The organism is Tahibacter amnicola (assembly GCF_025398735.1).
GTDB lineage: Bacteria > Pseudomonadota > Gammaproteobacteria > Xanthomonadales > Rhodanobacteraceae > Tahibacter > Tahibacter amnicola.
Genome location: NZ_CP104694.1, coordinates 5,231,727 through 5,247,027, shown reverse-complemented (window position 1 = coordinate 5,247,027; position 15,301 = coordinate 5,231,727). Strand labels below are relative to the sequence as shown.

The following is a 15,301-nucleotide window of genomic DNA, read 5'->3' as shown; positions in this document are numbered from 1 at the left end:
ATGCTGCGTCGCAATAATGTGTGACAGGCATCACAAGTTTTCAGTCGCTGATCAGGCCGCCACCGATCCCTGGACGATACGGTTGCGCCCACTCCGCTTGGCTTCGTACAGCGCCTCGTCGGCACGGCGGAGCAGCGTGGCTGCGTCGATGGATGCACCGGCGGCTGCGGTGGCCGTACCAATGCTGATGGTCAGGCGCAGCGCAGTGTTCTCCACCGGCAGGAGCTGTGCGGCGACCCGCTGACGGATCACCTCGGCGGCTTCGCGCGCGGCCGGTTCGTCGGCGCCGGCCATCAGCACGATGAATTCCTCGCCGCCGAAGCGCGCCACCAGTGCACCGTCGGGCGTGTTCTGCTGGAGGGTCGACGCCACGGCGCGCAGGCAGTCGTCGCCGACGAGATGGCCGTACTCGTCATTGATGCGTTTGAAGTGGTCCAGGTCGGCCGCCAGCACGGAGAAGGGACGCCCGTCCGCCAGGCACTGCCGGAGCAGCGGCGCGAAAGTCTGGTCGAAATGGCGCCGATTGAACACGCCGGTGAGCCCGTCCCGGGCGCTGTTCTCGCGCAGGCGGGCGTGTGCCTCGCCCAGCTGCTGCAGTGCTTCGCTCAGCTCGCGGGTGCGCTCCTCGACGCGCTGTTCAAGGCGCTCGTTGGCCTCGCGCGCGATGCGTTCGTTCTCCGCCCGCAGTGACGCCCAGCGGTAGGCCAGGGCGAAGGACAGGAAGATCATCTCGGCCGCCGAGCCGATCTGCATGCCGTATTCGGTCGCGAATGTCTTTGGCAGCACGCCGAAGGAAACCATTGCATAGACGATCGTGCCGCCCAGGAGCATGGCCCAGGCCAGCAAGAACAGCGCCGCCGGCGGGAATTTCCGCCGCGCGACGACGATGGCGCAGAAAATGATGGCGGCGACGCCGGGAAAGACCATGGCCGTCCCGATCATCACGGCGATGCGATAGTCGAGCACCGTGGACGCGACCGTCAGCAAGGCATGGAACGACGCCAGGATCAGCAGCAGCGCGTTGCCGAGCCGGAAGCGCCGCGGTAATTCGAGGAAATCGCGCGAGAACAGTTGCATGGCGAGCATCGCCAGCGACATCGACATCGGTACGGCCGCGTTGGCCAGCCAGGGCCAGTCCGGCCACAGGTATTCGAAGGCGAACCCGTTGAGGCAGAACTGCACCAGGCCGAAGCCGAAGACGTGTGCGCTGTAGAAAAAATGCGAGCGGTCGCGCAGGCTCAGCGACAATGTCAGATTGTAGAAAAGTAGCGCCAGCAGGATGCCGTAGTAGATGCCCATTCCCAGCTGCGCATCGCGCGCCTGTTCCAGGAATGCGCCTGGCGTGTAGAGCGTGAGCGGCACCTGCATGGAGCTCTTGCTGGAGGTGCGGACCAGAAGGTCCAGCGGACGACCGGATTCGATATCCAGCCAGAAATTCGGATGGCGGTAGCTGACCGACCGCTTGGAGAAAGGCACCAGGTCGCCGGAGTTGAAATGGTCGACGCGGCCGTCGGCGTGGCGGACGTAGAGGTCGACCTCGTCCAGCAGCGCGTATTCGAGCACCAGCAGCCAGCGCGATTCGGCGTGATTGAGATTGGCCAGCCGGGCGTGAAACCAGTAGGCGCCCTCGACGAACCCGAACGTGGCATTACCACCAGGCAAGGGAGCGAATTCGCCGCGGCCGGCGCGCGTGAACATCTCCGCGGCGGTGGCCTTGCCGTCGGGATCGGCTATGTAGGTGGTGACAGGGGCCAGCCGCGCGCGGGTCTGGCCGGCGGCCAGGTCCAGTGTCGGCGACGCGGTGGTCGTGAAGGCGAGCGAGAGCAGCCACAGCAGCAGCACGATCGGCGCTACCCGCGACCAGCCCTTATCCCGCACGTGTCTTCCCCGCTTCGACGGCCCCACGATACTGCGCACCGGGTGCAGGGCCAATAGTTCATTTAGGGCACCCGGGCGCCGTAGCGGTGTGTATTTTTGTCACGATGCGGGTTTTGTCCGGCTTTTCAGGGCTCGGCTGGCGCCTGGATGGCACGTCCGCGGACGTCCACGGACGTTCCGTTGCGTATGGCGATCGGCCGGAGGCTGCGGTTTACAGCAGCCAGGGCATTGGTTAGGATGCAACCAATGTTCTAGCGCGTTATTACATTCGATCATGAAACGACGCTTCCTCGAGCCCGAAGTCACTGCCGTTCCGGCCGATGAAAGCCTGTGCCGGGCACTCCTGTCGCTCAAGACTCCCGATGAGATGCTGGCGTTCCTGCGCGACCTGTGCACGCCGGCGGAGCTGGAAGCGCTGGTCGATCGCTGGCGGGTCGTGCCCTACCTGCTGGCCGGATATACCTACCGCGATATCCACGATCGCACTGCCGTCAGCGTGACCACGATCGGCCGTGTTGCGCGCTTTCTGCAGCAGGGCAATGGCGGCTACCTCGCGGTCGTCGCGCATGAAGCCCTGCCGCCCCTGCCCAAGCCGCCGCGTCGCAGCGGCGGCGTCATCGCGCCGCCCGCGGCGCGTGCACGTTCAACCAGCGCCGCCGGCGCCGGCCGTACCACGGCCGACGTCGCCCGGACGCGTTCGGGAGTCAAATCGTGAAACCGCGTGACCGTCTGCGTATCGCCGTACAGAAATCGGGGCGTCTGTCCGACGCGTCGCAGGATCTCCTCAGTCGCTGCGGCCTGCGCTTCCGCCATAGCCGCGACAAGCTTTTCTGTTTCGGCGAGAGTCTCGCGATCGACCTGCTACTGGTGCGCGACGATGACATTCCCGGCCTGATCGCCGATGGCGTCTGCGACCTGGGCATCGTCGGCCGCAACGTGCTGGCCGAGCAGGAATGCGCGGCGCAGCTGCGCGGCGAGACACCGGCGTTCGAGGAGCTGCGATCCCTGGGATTCGGGCGCTGCCGCCTGTCGATCGCCTTGCCGCAGGAACTGGACTACGACGGCGCGTCCTCGCTCGACGGCCTGCGTATCGCCACGACGTATCCGGCATTGACCACGCAATGGCTCAAGTCCGAGGGCGTGGACGCGAAAGTCGTGGTGCTTTCGGGCTCGGTCGAAATTGCACCGAAGCTTGGCACGGCCGATGCGATCTGCGACCTGGTCTCCACTGGCGCCACGCTCCAGGCCAACCAATTGCGTGAGGCGATCGGCATCCTGGAAAGCGAGGCCGTGCTGGCCGGTTCGACGACTGCACCGAAAGGCGAGCGCGGCGAGCTGATGGAACTGTTGCTGCGCCGGATTGAAGGCGTGATCCAGGTGCGTGAGTCCAAGCTGGTGCTGCTGCATGCACCGCGTGCCTCGGTCGACGGCATCGCCCGTCTGCTACCCAATGGACAGCGACCGACGATCACTTCGATCGAAGGCAGCCCCGACGAAGTTGCGCTGCAGGCCGTGTGTCACGGCACCATTACCTGGCAGCACCTGGAAGACATGAAGCGCGCCGGGGCCAGCGCCATGCTGGTATTGCCGGTGGAGAAGATGCTGGCATGAACCGGATCAGCTGGAACACCCTGGATGCCGCTGCGCGGACCCAGGCACTGGCGCGGCCGCGCCAATCGCAGAACGAGGAGCTGACCGCCGCGGTCGCGCGTCTTCTGGCGCAGGTGCGTGCCGATGGCGACGCGACGCTTCGTGCACTGACACGCCGCTATGACGGCTGCGAGCTGGCCACGCTCGCTGTATCGGATGCGGAATTCGACGCCGCCGAGGCGCAGGTTCCGGTGGACCTGAAACAGGCGATCGACGAGGCGGCCGGGCGCATCAGCACGTTTCACCGCAAGACCGCGCCGCAGGACATCGCCCTGGAAACCGCGCCCGGTGTGTTGTGCGAGCGCATATTGCGGCCGCTGTCGCGGGTCGGATTCTACGTGCCGGCAGGCACGGCTCCGTTGCCGTCGACGGTGCTGATGCTGGCGGTGCCCGCCGGTATCGCCGGCTGCGATGACATCATCCTGTGCACGCCGCCCGACCGCGACGGCCGTTGCGATCCGGTGGTGCTGTATGCCGCGCGTCGTCTTGGCGTGCGGCGTGTATTCAAGCTTGGTGGCGCACAGGCCATCGCCGCCATGGCGTATGGTACGGAAAGCGTACCGCGCTGCGACAAACTGTTCGGACCGGGCAACGCCTGGGTGACCGAGGCCAAGCGCCAGGTCGCGGCTGATCCGTCTGGCGTGCCGATCGACATGCCCGCGGGGCCCTCCGAAGTCCTGGTGATCGCCGATGCCAGCGCCGATCCCGAGTTCGTCGCCGCTGACCTGCTATCCCAGGCGGAGCATGGCAGCGATTCGCAGGTGATCCTCGTGTCGACCAGCGAGCGCCTGATCGAGGCCGTGGCGCTCGCGGTCGATGCGCAGCTGGCGACCTTGCCGCGCGCCAACCTGGCGCGGGACGCCCTGGCGCACAGCCGCCTGATCCAGGTGGACGACCTGGAGTCGGCCCTGCAGATCGCCAACCAGTACGCACCGGAGCACCTCATCCTCAACGTCGAGGATGCCCGCCGTTGGCTGCCGCAGGTGCGCAATGCCGGCTCCGTATTCCTCGGACCGTGGTCGCCGGAAGCCATCGGCGACTACTGCAGCGGCACCAATCACGTCCTGCCGACGTTCGGCCACGCCCGTGCCTGGAGCGGCGTGTCGGTCGCCAGTTTCGTCAAGCTGATTACCGTCCAGGAGCTGGAGCCACGCGGGCTGCGTCACGTCGGCCCGTGTGCCGAGACGCTGGCGCGCACCGAGCGCCTGCACGCGCACGAGCGTGCCGTGACGCTGCGCCTGCAGCGCCTGGCCGAGGTGGCACCATGAGCGTGCTCGACCTGGCGCGGCCGGAGATCCGCGCGATCAAGCCCTATTCCTCGGCACGCATGGAGGCCAGCGGCGGCAGCGTGCTGATCAATGCCAACGAACTGCCGTGGTCACCCTGCGCGGATGCACCGGGTGGACTCAACCGCTATCCGGATCCACAGCCGGCACTGCTGCTCGAACGCCTTGCCGCACTGTATGGCGTGGGCAAGGACCAGATCCTCGTCGGCCGCGGCAGTGACGAAGCGATCGACCTGCTGGTGCGCGCGTTCTGCCGTGCCGGCACTGACGAGATCCTTCTCTCGCCACCGACCTTCGGCATGTACGCCGTGGCAGCAAACATCCAGGGCGCCGGCATCGGCAGCGTGCCGCTGCGGGCCGACTTCAGCCTCGACGCGGATGCCCTGCTGGCGCGCGTCACGCCGCAGACCAAGCTCGTATTTGTCTGCACACCCAACAATCCCACCGGCAACCTCGTGCCGCTGGAGACGATCGAACGGCTGGCAGCGGCGTTGTCGGGACGGGCCGTCCTGGTGGTCGACGAAGCCTATGTGGAGTTTGCCGCGGCGCCGAGCGCGGCCACGTTGCTGGCGCGCTACGACAATGTCGCCGTGCTGCGCACCTTGTCGAAGGCCTATGGTTTGGCCGGCGCGCGTATCGGTTCGCTGCTGGCACCGGCGGAGGTGATCGGCCTGCTGCGCCGGATCATGGCGCCGTACCCGTTGCCGACGACCTGCATCGATGCAGCGCTGGCCGTGCTGCGGGTACCCGCGCTGGCGGAGACGCGGCGGCGCATTGCGCTGGTGGTGACCGAGCGCGAGAAATTGCGCCAGGCGCTGCCGAATTTGCCGGGCGTGCAGGCCGTGCTGCCATCGGCGGGCAACTTCCTGGCGGTGCGGTGGACCGATTCTGCGCTGGTCTACGCCAATCTCCTGTCGGCCGGTATCGTCGTGCGTGACGTCGGGCGATACCCGGGCCTTGCCAACTGCCTGCGGCTGAGCATTGGTACGCCGGAAGAGAATGAACGCGTGCTGGATGCGCTGGCGCGGGACTGCGCCCGGCCTGCCGCCTGATGGGTGTCTGCGAATAATGAAAAAGTATCTCTTTGTCGATCGTGACGGCACGCTGATCGTCGAGCCGGCCGACCAGCAGATCGACCGCTTCGACAAGCTGGCCCTGCTGCCGGACGTGGTGACGGCGTTGCGCCGCTGCGTGCAGGCCGGTTACGAATTGGTCATGGTGACCAACCAGGATGGCCTGGGCACCGACAGCTTTCCCGAGGACGATTTCTGGGGACCTCACCAGCTGATGCTTCAGGTGTTCGAGTCGCAGGGCGTTCGCTTCGTGGATACGCTGATCGACCGCAGCTTCCCGCACGAGGGCAAGGACACGCGCAAGCCCGGAACCGGACTCATGCGCAGCTATCTCGCCAGCGACGCCTGGAGCCGCAGCGCCTCGGCGATGGTGGGTGATCGCGATACCGATATCGCCTTTGCCGCGAATATCGGGGTACGCGGATTCAAGCTCGGTGACGGCAGCTGGGACTGGAACGAGATCGCGCGCGTGCTGTGTGATGCGCCGCGCACCGCGTCGGTGGAGCGAACGACCCGGGAAACGCGCATCCGTGTCCATGTCGACCTGGACAAGCCCGCCGACGCGCTCGTCGCCAGCGGGAACGGATTCTTCGACCACATGCTTGAGCAGTTGGGCAAGCACGGTGGGTTTGGCCTGCAGCTGACCTGTGCCGGGGACACGCATATCGACGAACACCACACCGTGGAAGACTGCGCATTGGCGCTGGGCCAGGCGCTTCGCCAGGCCCTGGGCGACAAGCGCGGAATCGGGCGATATGGCGACGCCGCGGTCGACGACAGTGATGCGTCAAGGGCATCGGTTCTGACCCTGCCGATGGATGAAACCCTGGCGCGCGCCGCGCTGGATCTCTCCGGCAGGCCATATTTCGTCTTCGACGGGCAGTTTCCGCGCGACCGCGTCGGCGACCTGCCGACGGAAATGGTGCCGCACTTCTTCCGTTCCCTGTGCGAGACGCTGGGCGCGAACCTGCATCTGGCCGTGCGCGGAGAGAATGCGCACCACATGGTCGAAGCGTGTTTCAAGGCCGTTGCGCGCGCGCTGCGTACTGCCCTGCGCCGCGACGGCGATGCGCTGCCCAGCACGAAGGGTGTGCTGTGAGCCGGCGGGTGGTGCTCGTCGACGGTGGTGGCACGAACATCGGTTCGGTCCGCTACGCCCTGGAACGCCTGGGCGTGGACGCCCAGCTGGTGACGGAGGCCGCGCGCATCCGCGATGCCACGCACGTCATCCTGCCTGGCGTCGGCGCGGCCGCGCCGGGAATGAAACGGCTGCGCGAGCTGGGCCTGGTCGAGACCCTGCGCACGCTGCGCCAGCCGGTGCTGGGCGTCTGCCTGGGGATGCAGCTGTTGTTCGAAGGCTCGACGGAAGGCGATGTGGAATGCCTTGGCGTGGTGCCCGGCCGGGTGCAGAAGATGCGCCCCGGGGACGGCGAGCGCATCCCGCACATGGGCTGGAACCGCCTGCGGCCGGAGAAGGCGAGCGCGCTGACCGAGGGGCTGGAACCGGACGCCCACGCCTATTTCGTCCACAGCTATGCCGCGCCGGTGGGGCCGTGGACGGTTGCCAGCAGCTTGTACGCGGGTGGATTTTCCGCCATTGTCCAGAAAGAGAACTACTGCGGCATGCAGTTCCATCCGGAACGCTCGGCCGCCGTGGGTGCCCGACTCCTCAACAACTTCCTGCGCCTGTGAACTTCACCATTCTTCCAGCCATTGACCTGCGCGGCGGCAACGTGGTGCGACTGCGCCAGGGCGACTATTCACAGCAGACCAGCTACCGCATCGAACCCCTGGTGCTGGCCCGCCAGTACGCAACGGCCGGCGCGTCCTGGTTGCATGTGGTCGACCTCGACGGTGCACGCGACGGCAACCTGGCCAACCTGCGCCTGATTTCGGAGCTGGCCGGCAGCGCGCTGTCAGTGCAGGCCGGCGGCGGCGTGCGCACTGACGACGACGTGGAACGCCTGCTCGACGCCGGTGTTTCCCGCGTGGTGGTCGGCAGCATCGCCATTCGCGATCCGGAACGGGTGTGCCGCTGGCTCGAGCGGCACGGACCGGAGAAACTCTGTATTGCCCTGGACACTCGCCAGGAGGGTGACGTCTGGCGCCTTCCCAGCGCGGGTTGGACCCAGGCCGAATCGGCCACGCTCGATGACCTGGCGCCGCGGTATGCCGCCGCAGGTGCGGTCCATCTGCTGTGCACGGACATTGCCCGCGATGGCATGATGGCCGGTCCCAATATTGCCTTGTATACCCACCTGGCCCGGCTGGTGCCGCAACTGCGGGTGCAGGCCTCCGGCGGTGTACGTGGGGTGGCGGACATTCGCGACGTACGGGCGGCCGGCGCGGCGGGTGTTGTGCTGGGGCGCAGCCTGCTGGAAGGCGAGCTGACCCTGGCGGACGCGCTCGCATGCTGACGCGCCGTATCATTCCCTGTCTTGACGTCAAGGATGGCAAGGTCGTCAAAGGCGTGAAGTTTCGCGACCACGTGGTCATGGGCGACATCGAGGAGCTCGCGCTGCGTTATCGCGATGAAGGCGCCGATGAGCTCGTCTTCTACGACATCACCGCCAGCCCGGAGTCGCGCCGCGTCGACCGCGACTGGATCGAGCGCGTCGCCCGTGTGATCGACATTCCGTTTTGCGTCGCCGGGGGCATTCGCAGCGTCGACGACGCGCGCGAGATCCTCCACGCCGGCGCGGACAAAGTATCGGTCAACTCCCCGGCACTGGAGCGACCGGCGCTGATCAACGAGCTGGCCGACGCCTTCGGTGTGCAGTGCGTCGTCGTCGGTGTCGACAGCTTGCGTGATGCCGATGGCCAATGGCGGGTGCGCCAGTACACGGGCGATCCGGAGAAGACGCGGGCCTTGCCGTGCGCCACGCTGGACTGGATCGACGAGGCGATTGATCGCGGCGCCGGTGAGATCGTGCTCAACTGCATGGGCAGCGACGGCGTCCGCAACGGCTATGACGTGGTGCAGCTGCAGGCCGCACGCCAGCGCTGCACCGTCCCGCTGGTCGCCTCCGGCGGCGCCGGCGCGCCGCAACACTTCGCCGACGCCTTCGGCCAGGCAGATGTCGACGCGGCCTTGGCGGCTAGCGTTTTCCATTCGGGCGACATCCCCATCCCGGCCCTGAAGACGTTCCTGCGCGCGCGCGGCGTGGCGGTGCGTCCATGACGCCGCTGCCAGACAGCCTCGACTGGGCCAAGGGCGACGGTCTGCTCCCGGCCGTCGTGCAGGACTGGCGCAGCGGCCGCGTCCTGATGCAGGGCTGGATGAACGCCCAGGCCTATGCCGCGACCGTGGAATCCGGCCGCGTCACGTTTTTCAGCCGCAGCAAGCAGCGGCTCTGGACCAAGGGGGAGTCGTCGGGACATTGGTTGACCGTCGAAGCCATCGAGGTGGACTGCGACGCCGATTCCATCCTGATCCAGGCGCGACCGCACGGCCCCACCTGCCACCGGGGCACCGACAGTTGCTTTGGCGAAGGGCAGGGCAGCCCCTACGCCTTTCTGGCCGAGCTCGATGCGCTGGTCCAGGCGCGGGAAAAGGAGCGTCCATCCGGCAGCTACACCACGCAACTGTTCGAGGGAGGCATCCGGCGGATCGCGCAGAAAGTGGGCGAGGAGGGGGTGGAGTCCGCACTCGCCGGTGTCGCCCAGGATGATGCGGCCCTGACCGGCGAAGTGGCGGATCTGCTCTTCCACACCATCGTGCTGTTGCGTGCACGCGGCCTGTCGCTGGCAGACGCGGTGGCGGAACTGGCGCGGCGGCATCGTCCGGCGATGGCGCCGGCCCAGCCCTAGAAGCAGCCTTTCCTGCACGCCGGTCTGGCTCTAGACTGGCTTTGGAAAATGCGCGGCCGGACCCCATGCCCGAGACTGACCCGACGCTCTCGACACGTGCCAGACACGAGCGTCAACTCGCGCTGATCCACCGTGTCGCCCGCATCGCGACAGAGACCAGCCCGTTGCGGCAGAAACTGCAGCAGATTGTGGTGCTGCTCAAGCAGCACATGGGGTGTGAGTTCGTGGCCTGCGTTTCAATCGACGCGCAGGCTGGGCGCTTCCGTTGCGAGGCGATGGCGAGCGACCTGCCCACTGTCATCCACGTTGGTTACAGCCGTGAACTGGGCAGTGGCGTCGTGGGCGAAGTGGCGGCGACCGGGCAGCGCATTTACGTGGCTGACGTCGCCGAGCATCCGAACTATGTCGAAACCATGCCGGGAACGCGCTCGGAGCTGTGCGTGGCCATCCGCTACAACAGCGAGGTGATGGGCGCGCTCAATGCCGAATCCGCGCGCACCCATGCGTTTGCTGACAGCATCGACCTTCTGATCACAATTGCCGAACAGGTGGCGGGCATTCTTGCCGCTTCGCGGCTGAACGACGAGCAGCGCCGCCGGGTGGAATTTCTGGGCATGCTGAGCGAACTGTCTCGCGCGGCCAGCGAGGCTGAAGGCCTGAACGAGACGCTGCATCGCATCGTGCACTTCTTCCGCGACCGCTTCGCGCTGGAAACCAGTGCCATGATGCTGGTCGATGACGCGGGCGAACGGCTGCGCCTGAATTCGCATGCGGGTGCTTCTGTCTTCCAGGGGCGCAGTGGTGGCGACTGGCCGTCCAACCTGGGCGTGATCGGGCGCGCCTTCCGTACCGGCCAGGCGATCTACGTGCCGGATGTGGCGGAAGATCCCGACTACGTGCTGGGCAATCCATCGGTCGTATCGGAATTCGTGCTGCCGGTGCGCCACCATGGCCGGTTCATTGGACTGCTCAACCTGGAGACATCCAATGTGGATTCCTTCAACGATGCCAACCGGCAGATGCTGAGCGCGCTGGCGGAACAGGTTGCCGGCGCGATCCACCTGGCCAGCACCAACGAACGCCTGCGCGAGATCAATCGCCTGGTGCAGGAGAAATCCGCGGCGCTGGCGCAGGCCAATCACCAGCTGCTGCTGGCCAATGGACAGCTGGAGAAACTGTCCAACCTGGATGGCCTGACCGGCATCGCCAACCGGCGCCGTTTCGACAAGGCGCTACACGCCGAGTGGCACCGCGCGCTGCGCCACAACCGGCCACTGAGCCTGCTGCTGATTGACGTGGACGAGTTCAAGTCGTTCAACGACGGCAACGGCCACCTCGCCGGGGATGATGCCCTGCGACGCCTGGCGGGCGCGCTTTCCGAAGGGCTCAGTCGCGGCGAGGACCTGGTCGCCCGCTACGGTGGCGAGGAGTTCGCGGTGTTGCTGCCGGAAACCGGCATCGACGATGCCATCCGCGTGGCCGAACACTTGCAGCGGGCCGTGGCCGAGCTGGCGGTGGCGCACGGGCACTCCGCCCACAGCAGCGTGCTGACACTCAGCATTGGTATCAACAGCCTGATGCCGAGCGAGACAGATCTCATCGGCGGATTTGTCGAGCGCGCCGATCGCGCGCTCTACCGGGCCAAGGCGATGGGGCGCAACCGGATCGAGTGCGCGGACTGATTGCCTTGCCGTTAGTGGATAAGTGTATTTGTGTGACTGGACGCCGCCTGCCGGGCATCGGATACTCGGAAACTGGCCCGGATGAGTCGACTCCTCCATGAAAGATGTCACGAAGAAATACGTCGTCTCCTGGAGCGGCGGCAAGGATTCCGCGCTGGCGCTCTGGCGTGTCTGGCGAGAACACGGCCCTCCGGTGGCGTTGATCACCACGTTCGTGGACGACGGCAGCCGCAGCCGTTCCCATGGCCTGCGGCCCGAGGTGCTGGACGCGCAGACGGCTTCGCTCGGCATTCCCCGCATCCATATTGCGACAGACATCAAGGCGTACGAACAGAATTTTCTCGCGGCATTGCGCGACCTGCGCGACCAGCAAGGCGTCACCGCCGCGGTGTTCGGCGATATTGATCTGGAAGCGCACCGCGTGTGGTGCCGGAAAGTGTGCGACGCGGTGGGAATCGAGTGCCTGCACCCGCTGTGGGAGGAACCGCGCGAAACCCTGATGGCGGAATTCCTGGACGCAGGCTTCCGCACGCGGATCGTTGCGGTGCAGGAAGGAAAACTCGATCCCGCACTCCTGGGGCGGGAGATCGATGCCGATGTGCTGGCGCGCTTCCGCGACGCGCAAATCGATCTGTGCGGCGAGAATGGCGAATACCACACCTTCGTGACGGACGGGCCGTGCCTGCGGCAACCGCTCCCTGTGCGCATGGACGGAAGCGTCCGGCGCGACGGCTACTACTTTGCGGAAATCGCGCTCGCCTGAGCGGCAGGCTTGGATGATCCGGCATCTGCCGGCGCAAACGGCACGGTTTCGCCGGTGACAAAGCCTGCGCGCCATTCCTTGAGCTTGGCCTCGATCAGCGGTGTACTGGCCATTTGCGGTTCCGACGGTTCCTCACCGTCCGCTTTCTCCCAGTCGGCCACCAGGCGCTGGGCAATCTGGAAGGCGCCGCGGAACGTGTCGGCCTGATTCAGGCCTTCCACGAAGAAGGCTCTGCCGAAATAGGTGATATCGGAACCGGTTCCACAACCGAACGACGGACGGTCCGCCCGCGATGCGGTGATCACCATCGTGGTGGCGTTCTTGAGCGGTGAGACGAATCCACCGGAATAGCAGGCGGACACGATCACGACTTTCCATCGGAACGGGTATTCGCCCAGCAGGTGGGCCAGGTCCGTGTCACCGATCTGGTCGAGTGGGAGGTCATCCATGCCCACGTAGAGGACATGGTCCTCGCTGCCGTGGGAAGTCATGAATACGGCGAGGATGTCCTCGTCAGGATCCATGACGGTGGACAGTCCATCCAGGGCGATCTGGAGATTGGAATAGGTCGCGAGCGGGCGGGAGTCGAGCGTGCTCCGGCTGTTCTGCAGCGCCAGCACGCGGCCCTTCGCCGCAAATCGCCGGGTGAATAGTTTGTCCACATATTCCACTTCGTTGCGGAATACGTTCTCGCTGCCGTCACCGCCGAAAGCAATGAGGTAGAGATCGGTCTTGCCCGGTACCTGCGGCGCCAGGGCGGCGAGCGCCTCGTGCATCAGATTGTGCTGGTTGTACATGACGGCCTCGGCGCTGTAGTCCGGGCCGTAGTGGGGGGCTTCATCGCCGGAGAAGATGTGCTGGCGCAGCCAGCTGAGTGGGTTCTCCAGCGCCGGTGGCCCCGCGAGCTCTGGTGCCGGGGGTGGAACCGGCAGTGGCGCTGGCGTTCGCACTGCCGGGGTGGCGCGGTCCCCGGTACGGTTACCGATAGCAAGCCCGACCAGGACACCCATCAATAGTGTCAGCAGGAGGCGGACCAGATCGCGCGATGACATTCTGCCGGGGCCGACCGATGGATAAGAAATCAGTGGTTCTCTATACCATGATCGCGTCGAAGCGATCGACACAGGCGTGCGCCGGATTCGGCGGGCATTCCAGCGGCGGCCGGCACAGCCAGGTTGTCTGCAGGCCAGCGGCGCGGGCAGCGTCCAGTTCCTCGGCAATGTCGGAGAGGAACAGTATGGCCTTTGCCTCGACGCCGATCGCCTCGGCGATGCGGGCATAGGAACCAGCCTCGCGCTTGCCGCCGATCTCCGTGTCGAAGTAGCCGTCGAACAGCGGCGTGAGGTCGCCGGCTTCGCTGTAGCGGAAAAACAGTTTCTGCGCGGCTACGGATCCGGAGGAATAGACGTACAGCGGCAGGCCGCTCGCCTTCCAGTCGCGCAGCTGCTTCGCCACTTCGGGGTACATATGGGCGCGGTAGGCGCCGCTTTCGTAACCGTCGGCCCAGATCATTCCCTGCAGTGCCTTGAGCGGCGTTGCCTTGCGGTCTTCCCTGATCCAGGCGAGCAGCGTCGCAACGATCGCGCCGCGGTCAGCCGGATCCAGCCCGGCGTCGCGAGCGGTGGCGTCAAGCCAGGTTTTCACGTCGGGTTTGTCGCCATGACTTGCCACGAACGCCGGCAGGTGCTCGGCGGCGTAGGGAAACAGCACGTCCTTGACGAAGCTGATCGAGCTGGTGGTGCCTTCGATATCCGTGACGATTGCGCGAATCATGGGGTCAGCCGTGGAAAACGGCTGGCGATGTCGTCGCCGGTGAAGTTGGCGACCCAGCCTGCCGGGTTGGTGAAAAGGCGGATGGCAACGAAGGAGGGTTGTTCACTCATGTCGAACCAGTGCCGGGTGTTGTCGGGAACGCCGATCAGATCGCCGCCCTCGCACAGCACTTCGTATACGTGTTCTGAAATATGCAAGGTGAACAGTCCGCGGCCGGCGACGAAAAAGCGGACTTCGTCCTCCGAATGCGTGTGCTCGTTGAGGAACTTCTGGCGCAGCGTGGCTTTGTCCGGGTGATCGGCGTTGAGGCTGATCACGTCGACGGCCTGGTAACCTTCGTCGCGCATCAGGCGGTCGATATCGCCACGATAGGCGGCGATGACAGTTTCAGGGGCGTCGCCGGGCTTGATTGGCGCACCGGCCTGCCACTGCTCGAAACGCACACCGACTTCGCCCAGGCGCCGGCTGATTTCCGCCGGGTCGCTGGTCTGGACGAGAATGGTATTCGGGGCGTTTTCGTGAAAGACGCGCAGTTGGCTCATCGGCTCAGTCTCCGTAGTTCCAGGTCGGCGGCCAGCAGGAATTCGAAGGCTTCCAGGTGCCGTTTCGCTTCCGCCATGGTTCGGCCCCAGGTGTAGATGCCATGGCCATCTATCAAGTACCCGTGCAGCGGCTTGCCGCTGTCGAGCCACGCGTCGACGCGTTCGACCAGCTCGGGCATGTCCTGCGTGTTGGGAAAGACGGGAAGGTCCAGCTCGCTTTCGTGCGTGGTATAGCCGGTGATTGCTTTCTGCAGCTCGAAGCCGGAAAACCGGATAAGCCCCGTGCCGGCGTACAGCCGCGATGCCACGGTCTGGTTCAGCGAATGCGTGTGCAGGACCGCGCCGATGGTCGGGTCGCGCCGGTACATCTGCACATGCAGCAGGGTTTCCGCCGATGGCCTGGCCTGGGTGGCGACGGCCGCGCCCTTCAGGTCGACCAGCATGATGTCGTCCAGGCCCAGGCGCCCCTTGTCGCGGCCGGAAATCGTCACGGCCACGTGGTCGGCGTCGTAGCGCATGGAGAAATTGCTGCTGGTGGCGGGCGTCCAGCCGCGCGCACCCAGGTCGCGGCCGGCGTCGGCGATGTCGCGCGCACAGGCCGCCAGGCGTTCCTGGTCCGGAATCATCGGTTCTGGCATCAACGTGGTGAGGGAAAACGGGGCGCAACTATAACCCATCGTCCACGGCACTAAGGTCGTCGTCAGCGAGGCGGGACGAGTGGCGGCGCAGCGTGCCGTGCGGCAATGCGTCGCGCGGCGGGACCCGCTTCCGGACGCGGGCTCGCGACTGTCCTGGAGTACGATCGCCCGGCCGTGATCGCATGCCCCAGGGCGATCACCAACAT

15 protein-coding genes and 1 pseudogene are annotated in these 15,301 nt (G+C 66.0%); 11 read left to right on the top strand and 5 right to left on the bottom strand.

Going from position 1 to position 15,301, the window contains the following annotated elements:
• Positions 1-51 precede the first annotated feature (51 nt).
• A complete protein-coding gene (locus tag N4264_RS20535; RefSeq protein WP_261694088.1) occupies positions 52-1,878 on the bottom strand; it encodes a sensor domain-containing diguanylate cyclase in 1,827 nt (608 codons plus the stop codon).
• 274 nt (positions 1,879-2,152) lie between these two features.
• Between N4264_RS20535 and N4264_RS20530 the strand changes: the two are divergent.
• The 11 genes and pseudogenes from N4264_RS20530 to N4264_RS20480 form a co-directional block, all read left to right on the top strand.
• Positions 2,153-2,452: pseudogene (locus tag N4264_RS20530) on the top strand (YerC/YecD family TrpR-related protein); the annotation flags it as partial.
• A 137-nt stretch (positions 2,453-2,589) separates the two neighbouring features.
• Positions 2,590-3,489: an ATP phosphoribosyltransferase gene (gene hisG / locus N4264_RS20525; RefSeq protein ID WP_261694087.1), complete on the top strand. Its 900-nt coding sequence runs from the start codon at positions 2,590-2,592 to the stop codon at positions 3,487-3,489.
• Entirely contained in the window at positions 3,486-4,796 is a 1,311-nt protein-coding gene (hisD, locus tag N4264_RS20520) for a histidinol dehydrogenase (RefSeq protein ID WP_261694086.1), read from the top strand. The genes hisG and hisD overlap by 4 nt, the downstream gene beginning before the upstream one ends.
• On the top strand, positions 4,793-5,866 hold the full coding sequence (gene hisC / locus N4264_RS20515; RefSeq protein WP_261694085.1) for a histidinol-phosphate transaminase: 1,074 nt from the start codon (positions 4,793-4,795) through the stop codon (positions 5,864-5,866). The genes hisD and hisC overlap by 4 nt, the downstream gene beginning before the upstream one ends.
• A 16-nt stretch (positions 5,867-5,882) precedes the next feature.
• A complete protein-coding gene (hisB, locus tag N4264_RS20510) occupies positions 5,883-6,986 on the top strand; it encodes a bifunctional histidinol-phosphatase/imidazoleglycerol-phosphate dehydratase HisB (RefSeq protein ID WP_261694084.1) in 1,104 nt (367 codons plus the stop codon).
• Positions 6,983-7,579: an imidazole glycerol phosphate synthase subunit HisH gene (gene hisH / locus N4264_RS20505; protein WP_261694083.1), complete on the top strand. Its 597-nt coding sequence runs from the start codon at positions 6,983-6,985 to the stop codon at positions 7,577-7,579. The genes hisB and hisH overlap by 4 nt, the downstream gene beginning before the upstream one ends.
• The gene (locus N4264_RS20500) at positions 7,576-8,304 is read left to right on the top strand and encodes a 1-(5-phosphoribosyl)-5-[(5-phosphoribosylamino)methylideneamino]imidazole-4-carboxamide isomerase (RefSeq protein WP_261694082.1); all 729 of its coding nucleotides are present in this window, start codon (positions 7,576-7,578) and stop codon (positions 8,302-8,304) included. Before hisH ends, N4264_RS20500 begins: the two co-directional genes overlap by 4 nt.
• Complete coding sequence (gene hisF, locus N4264_RS20495; RefSeq protein WP_261694081.1) at positions 8,298-9,068, top strand: imidazole glycerol phosphate synthase subunit HisF; 771 nt, start codon at positions 8,298-8,300, stop codon at positions 9,066-9,068. The genes N4264_RS20500 and hisF overlap by 7 nt, the downstream gene beginning before the upstream one ends.
• On the top strand, positions 9,065-9,697 hold the full coding sequence (gene hisIE / locus N4264_RS20490; RefSeq protein ID WP_261694080.1) for a bifunctional phosphoribosyl-AMP cyclohydrolase/phosphoribosyl-ATP diphosphatase HisIE: 633 nt from the start codon (positions 9,065-9,067) through the stop codon (positions 9,695-9,697). Before hisF ends, hisIE begins: the two co-directional genes overlap by 4 nt.
• Before the next feature lie 65 nt (positions 9,698-9,762).
• Entirely contained in the window at positions 9,763-11,379 is a 1,617-nt protein-coding gene (locus tag N4264_RS20485; RefSeq protein WP_261694079.1) for a diguanylate cyclase, read from the top strand.
• Between the two features lie 97 nt (positions 11,380-11,476).
• Entirely contained in the window at positions 11,477-12,142 is a 666-nt protein-coding gene (locus N4264_RS20480) for a Dph6-related ATP pyrophosphatase (RefSeq protein WP_261694078.1), read from the top strand.
• Here the strand turns inward: N4264_RS20480 and N4264_RS20475 are convergent.
• Genes N4264_RS20475 through N4264_RS20460 form a run of 4 tightly spaced genes read right to left on the bottom strand, consistent with a single transcriptional unit; the run spans position 12,115 to position 15,095 of the window.
• Positions 12,115-13,194 carry a C13 family peptidase gene (locus N4264_RS20475; RefSeq protein WP_261694077.1) on the bottom strand — a complete coding sequence of 360 codons (1,080 nt, stop codon included), beginning with the start codon at positions 13,192-13,194 and terminating at the stop codon, positions 12,115-12,117. The genes N4264_RS20480 and N4264_RS20475 overlap by 28 nt on opposite strands.
• Before the next feature lie 40 nt (positions 13,195-13,234).
• Positions 13,235-13,915: an acireductone synthase gene (gene mtnC / locus N4264_RS20470; RefSeq protein ID WP_261694076.1), complete on the bottom strand. Its 681-nt coding sequence runs from the start codon at positions 13,913-13,915 to the stop codon at positions 13,235-13,237.
• Positions 13,912-14,457 carry a 1,2-dihydroxy-3-keto-5-methylthiopentene dioxygenase gene (locus N4264_RS20465; protein ID WP_261694075.1) on the bottom strand — a complete coding sequence of 182 codons (546 nt, stop codon included), beginning with the start codon at positions 14,455-14,457 and terminating at the stop codon, positions 13,912-13,914. The genes mtnC and N4264_RS20465 overlap by 4 nt, the downstream gene beginning before the upstream one ends.
• The gene (locus N4264_RS20460) at positions 14,454-15,095 is read right to left on the bottom strand and encodes a methylthioribulose 1-phosphate dehydratase (RefSeq protein WP_261694074.1); all 642 of its coding nucleotides are present in this window, start codon (positions 15,093-15,095) and stop codon (positions 14,454-14,456) included. Before N4264_RS20460 ends, N4264_RS20465 begins: the two co-directional genes overlap by 4 nt.
• Positions 15,096-15,301: the final 206 nt, after the last annotated feature.

Excerpts from the sequence above, each read along its gene's own strand:
- hisD (WP_261694086.1), top strand. The coding sequence starts at position 3,486 with ATGAACCGGATCAGCTGGAACACCCTGGATGCCGCTGCGCGGACCCAG.
- hisC (WP_261694085.1), top strand. The coding sequence starts at position 4,793 with ATGAGCGTGCTCGACCTGGCGCGGCCGGAGATCCGCGCGATCAAGCCC.
- hisB (WP_261694084.1), top strand. The coding sequence starts at position 5,883 with ATGAAAAAGTATCTCTTTGTCGATCGTGACGGCACGCTGATCGTCGAG.
- hisF (WP_261694081.1), top strand. The coding sequence starts at position 8,298 with ATGCTGACGCGCCGTATCATTCCCTGTCTTGACGTCAAGGATGGCAAG.
- hisIE (WP_261694080.1), top strand. The coding sequence starts at position 9,065 with ATGACGCCGCTGCCAGACAGCCTCGACTGGGCCAAGGGCGACGGTCTG.
- N4264_RS20485 (WP_261694079.1), top strand. The coding sequence starts at position 9,763 with ATGCCCGAGACTGACCCGACGCTCTCGACACGTGCCAGACACGAGCGT.
- N4264_RS20480 (WP_261694078.1), top strand. The coding sequence starts at position 11,477 with ATGAAAGATGTCACGAAGAAATACGTCGTCTCCTGGAGCGGCGGCAAG.
- N4264_RS20475 (WP_261694077.1), bottom strand. The coding sequence starts at position 13,194 with ATGTCATCGCGCGATCTGGTCCGCCTCCTGCTGACACTATTGATGGGT.
- mtnC (WP_261694076.1), bottom strand. The coding sequence starts at position 13,915 with ATGATTCGCGCAATCGTCACGGATATCGAAGGCACCACCAGCTCGATC.
- N4264_RS20465 (WP_261694075.1), bottom strand. The coding sequence starts at position 14,457 with ATGAGCCAACTGCGCGTCTTTCACGAAAACGCCCCGAATACCATTCTC.
- N4264_RS20460 (WP_261694074.1), bottom strand. The coding sequence starts at position 15,095 with ATGCCAGAACCGATGATTCCGGACCAGGAACGCCTGGCGGCCTGTGCG.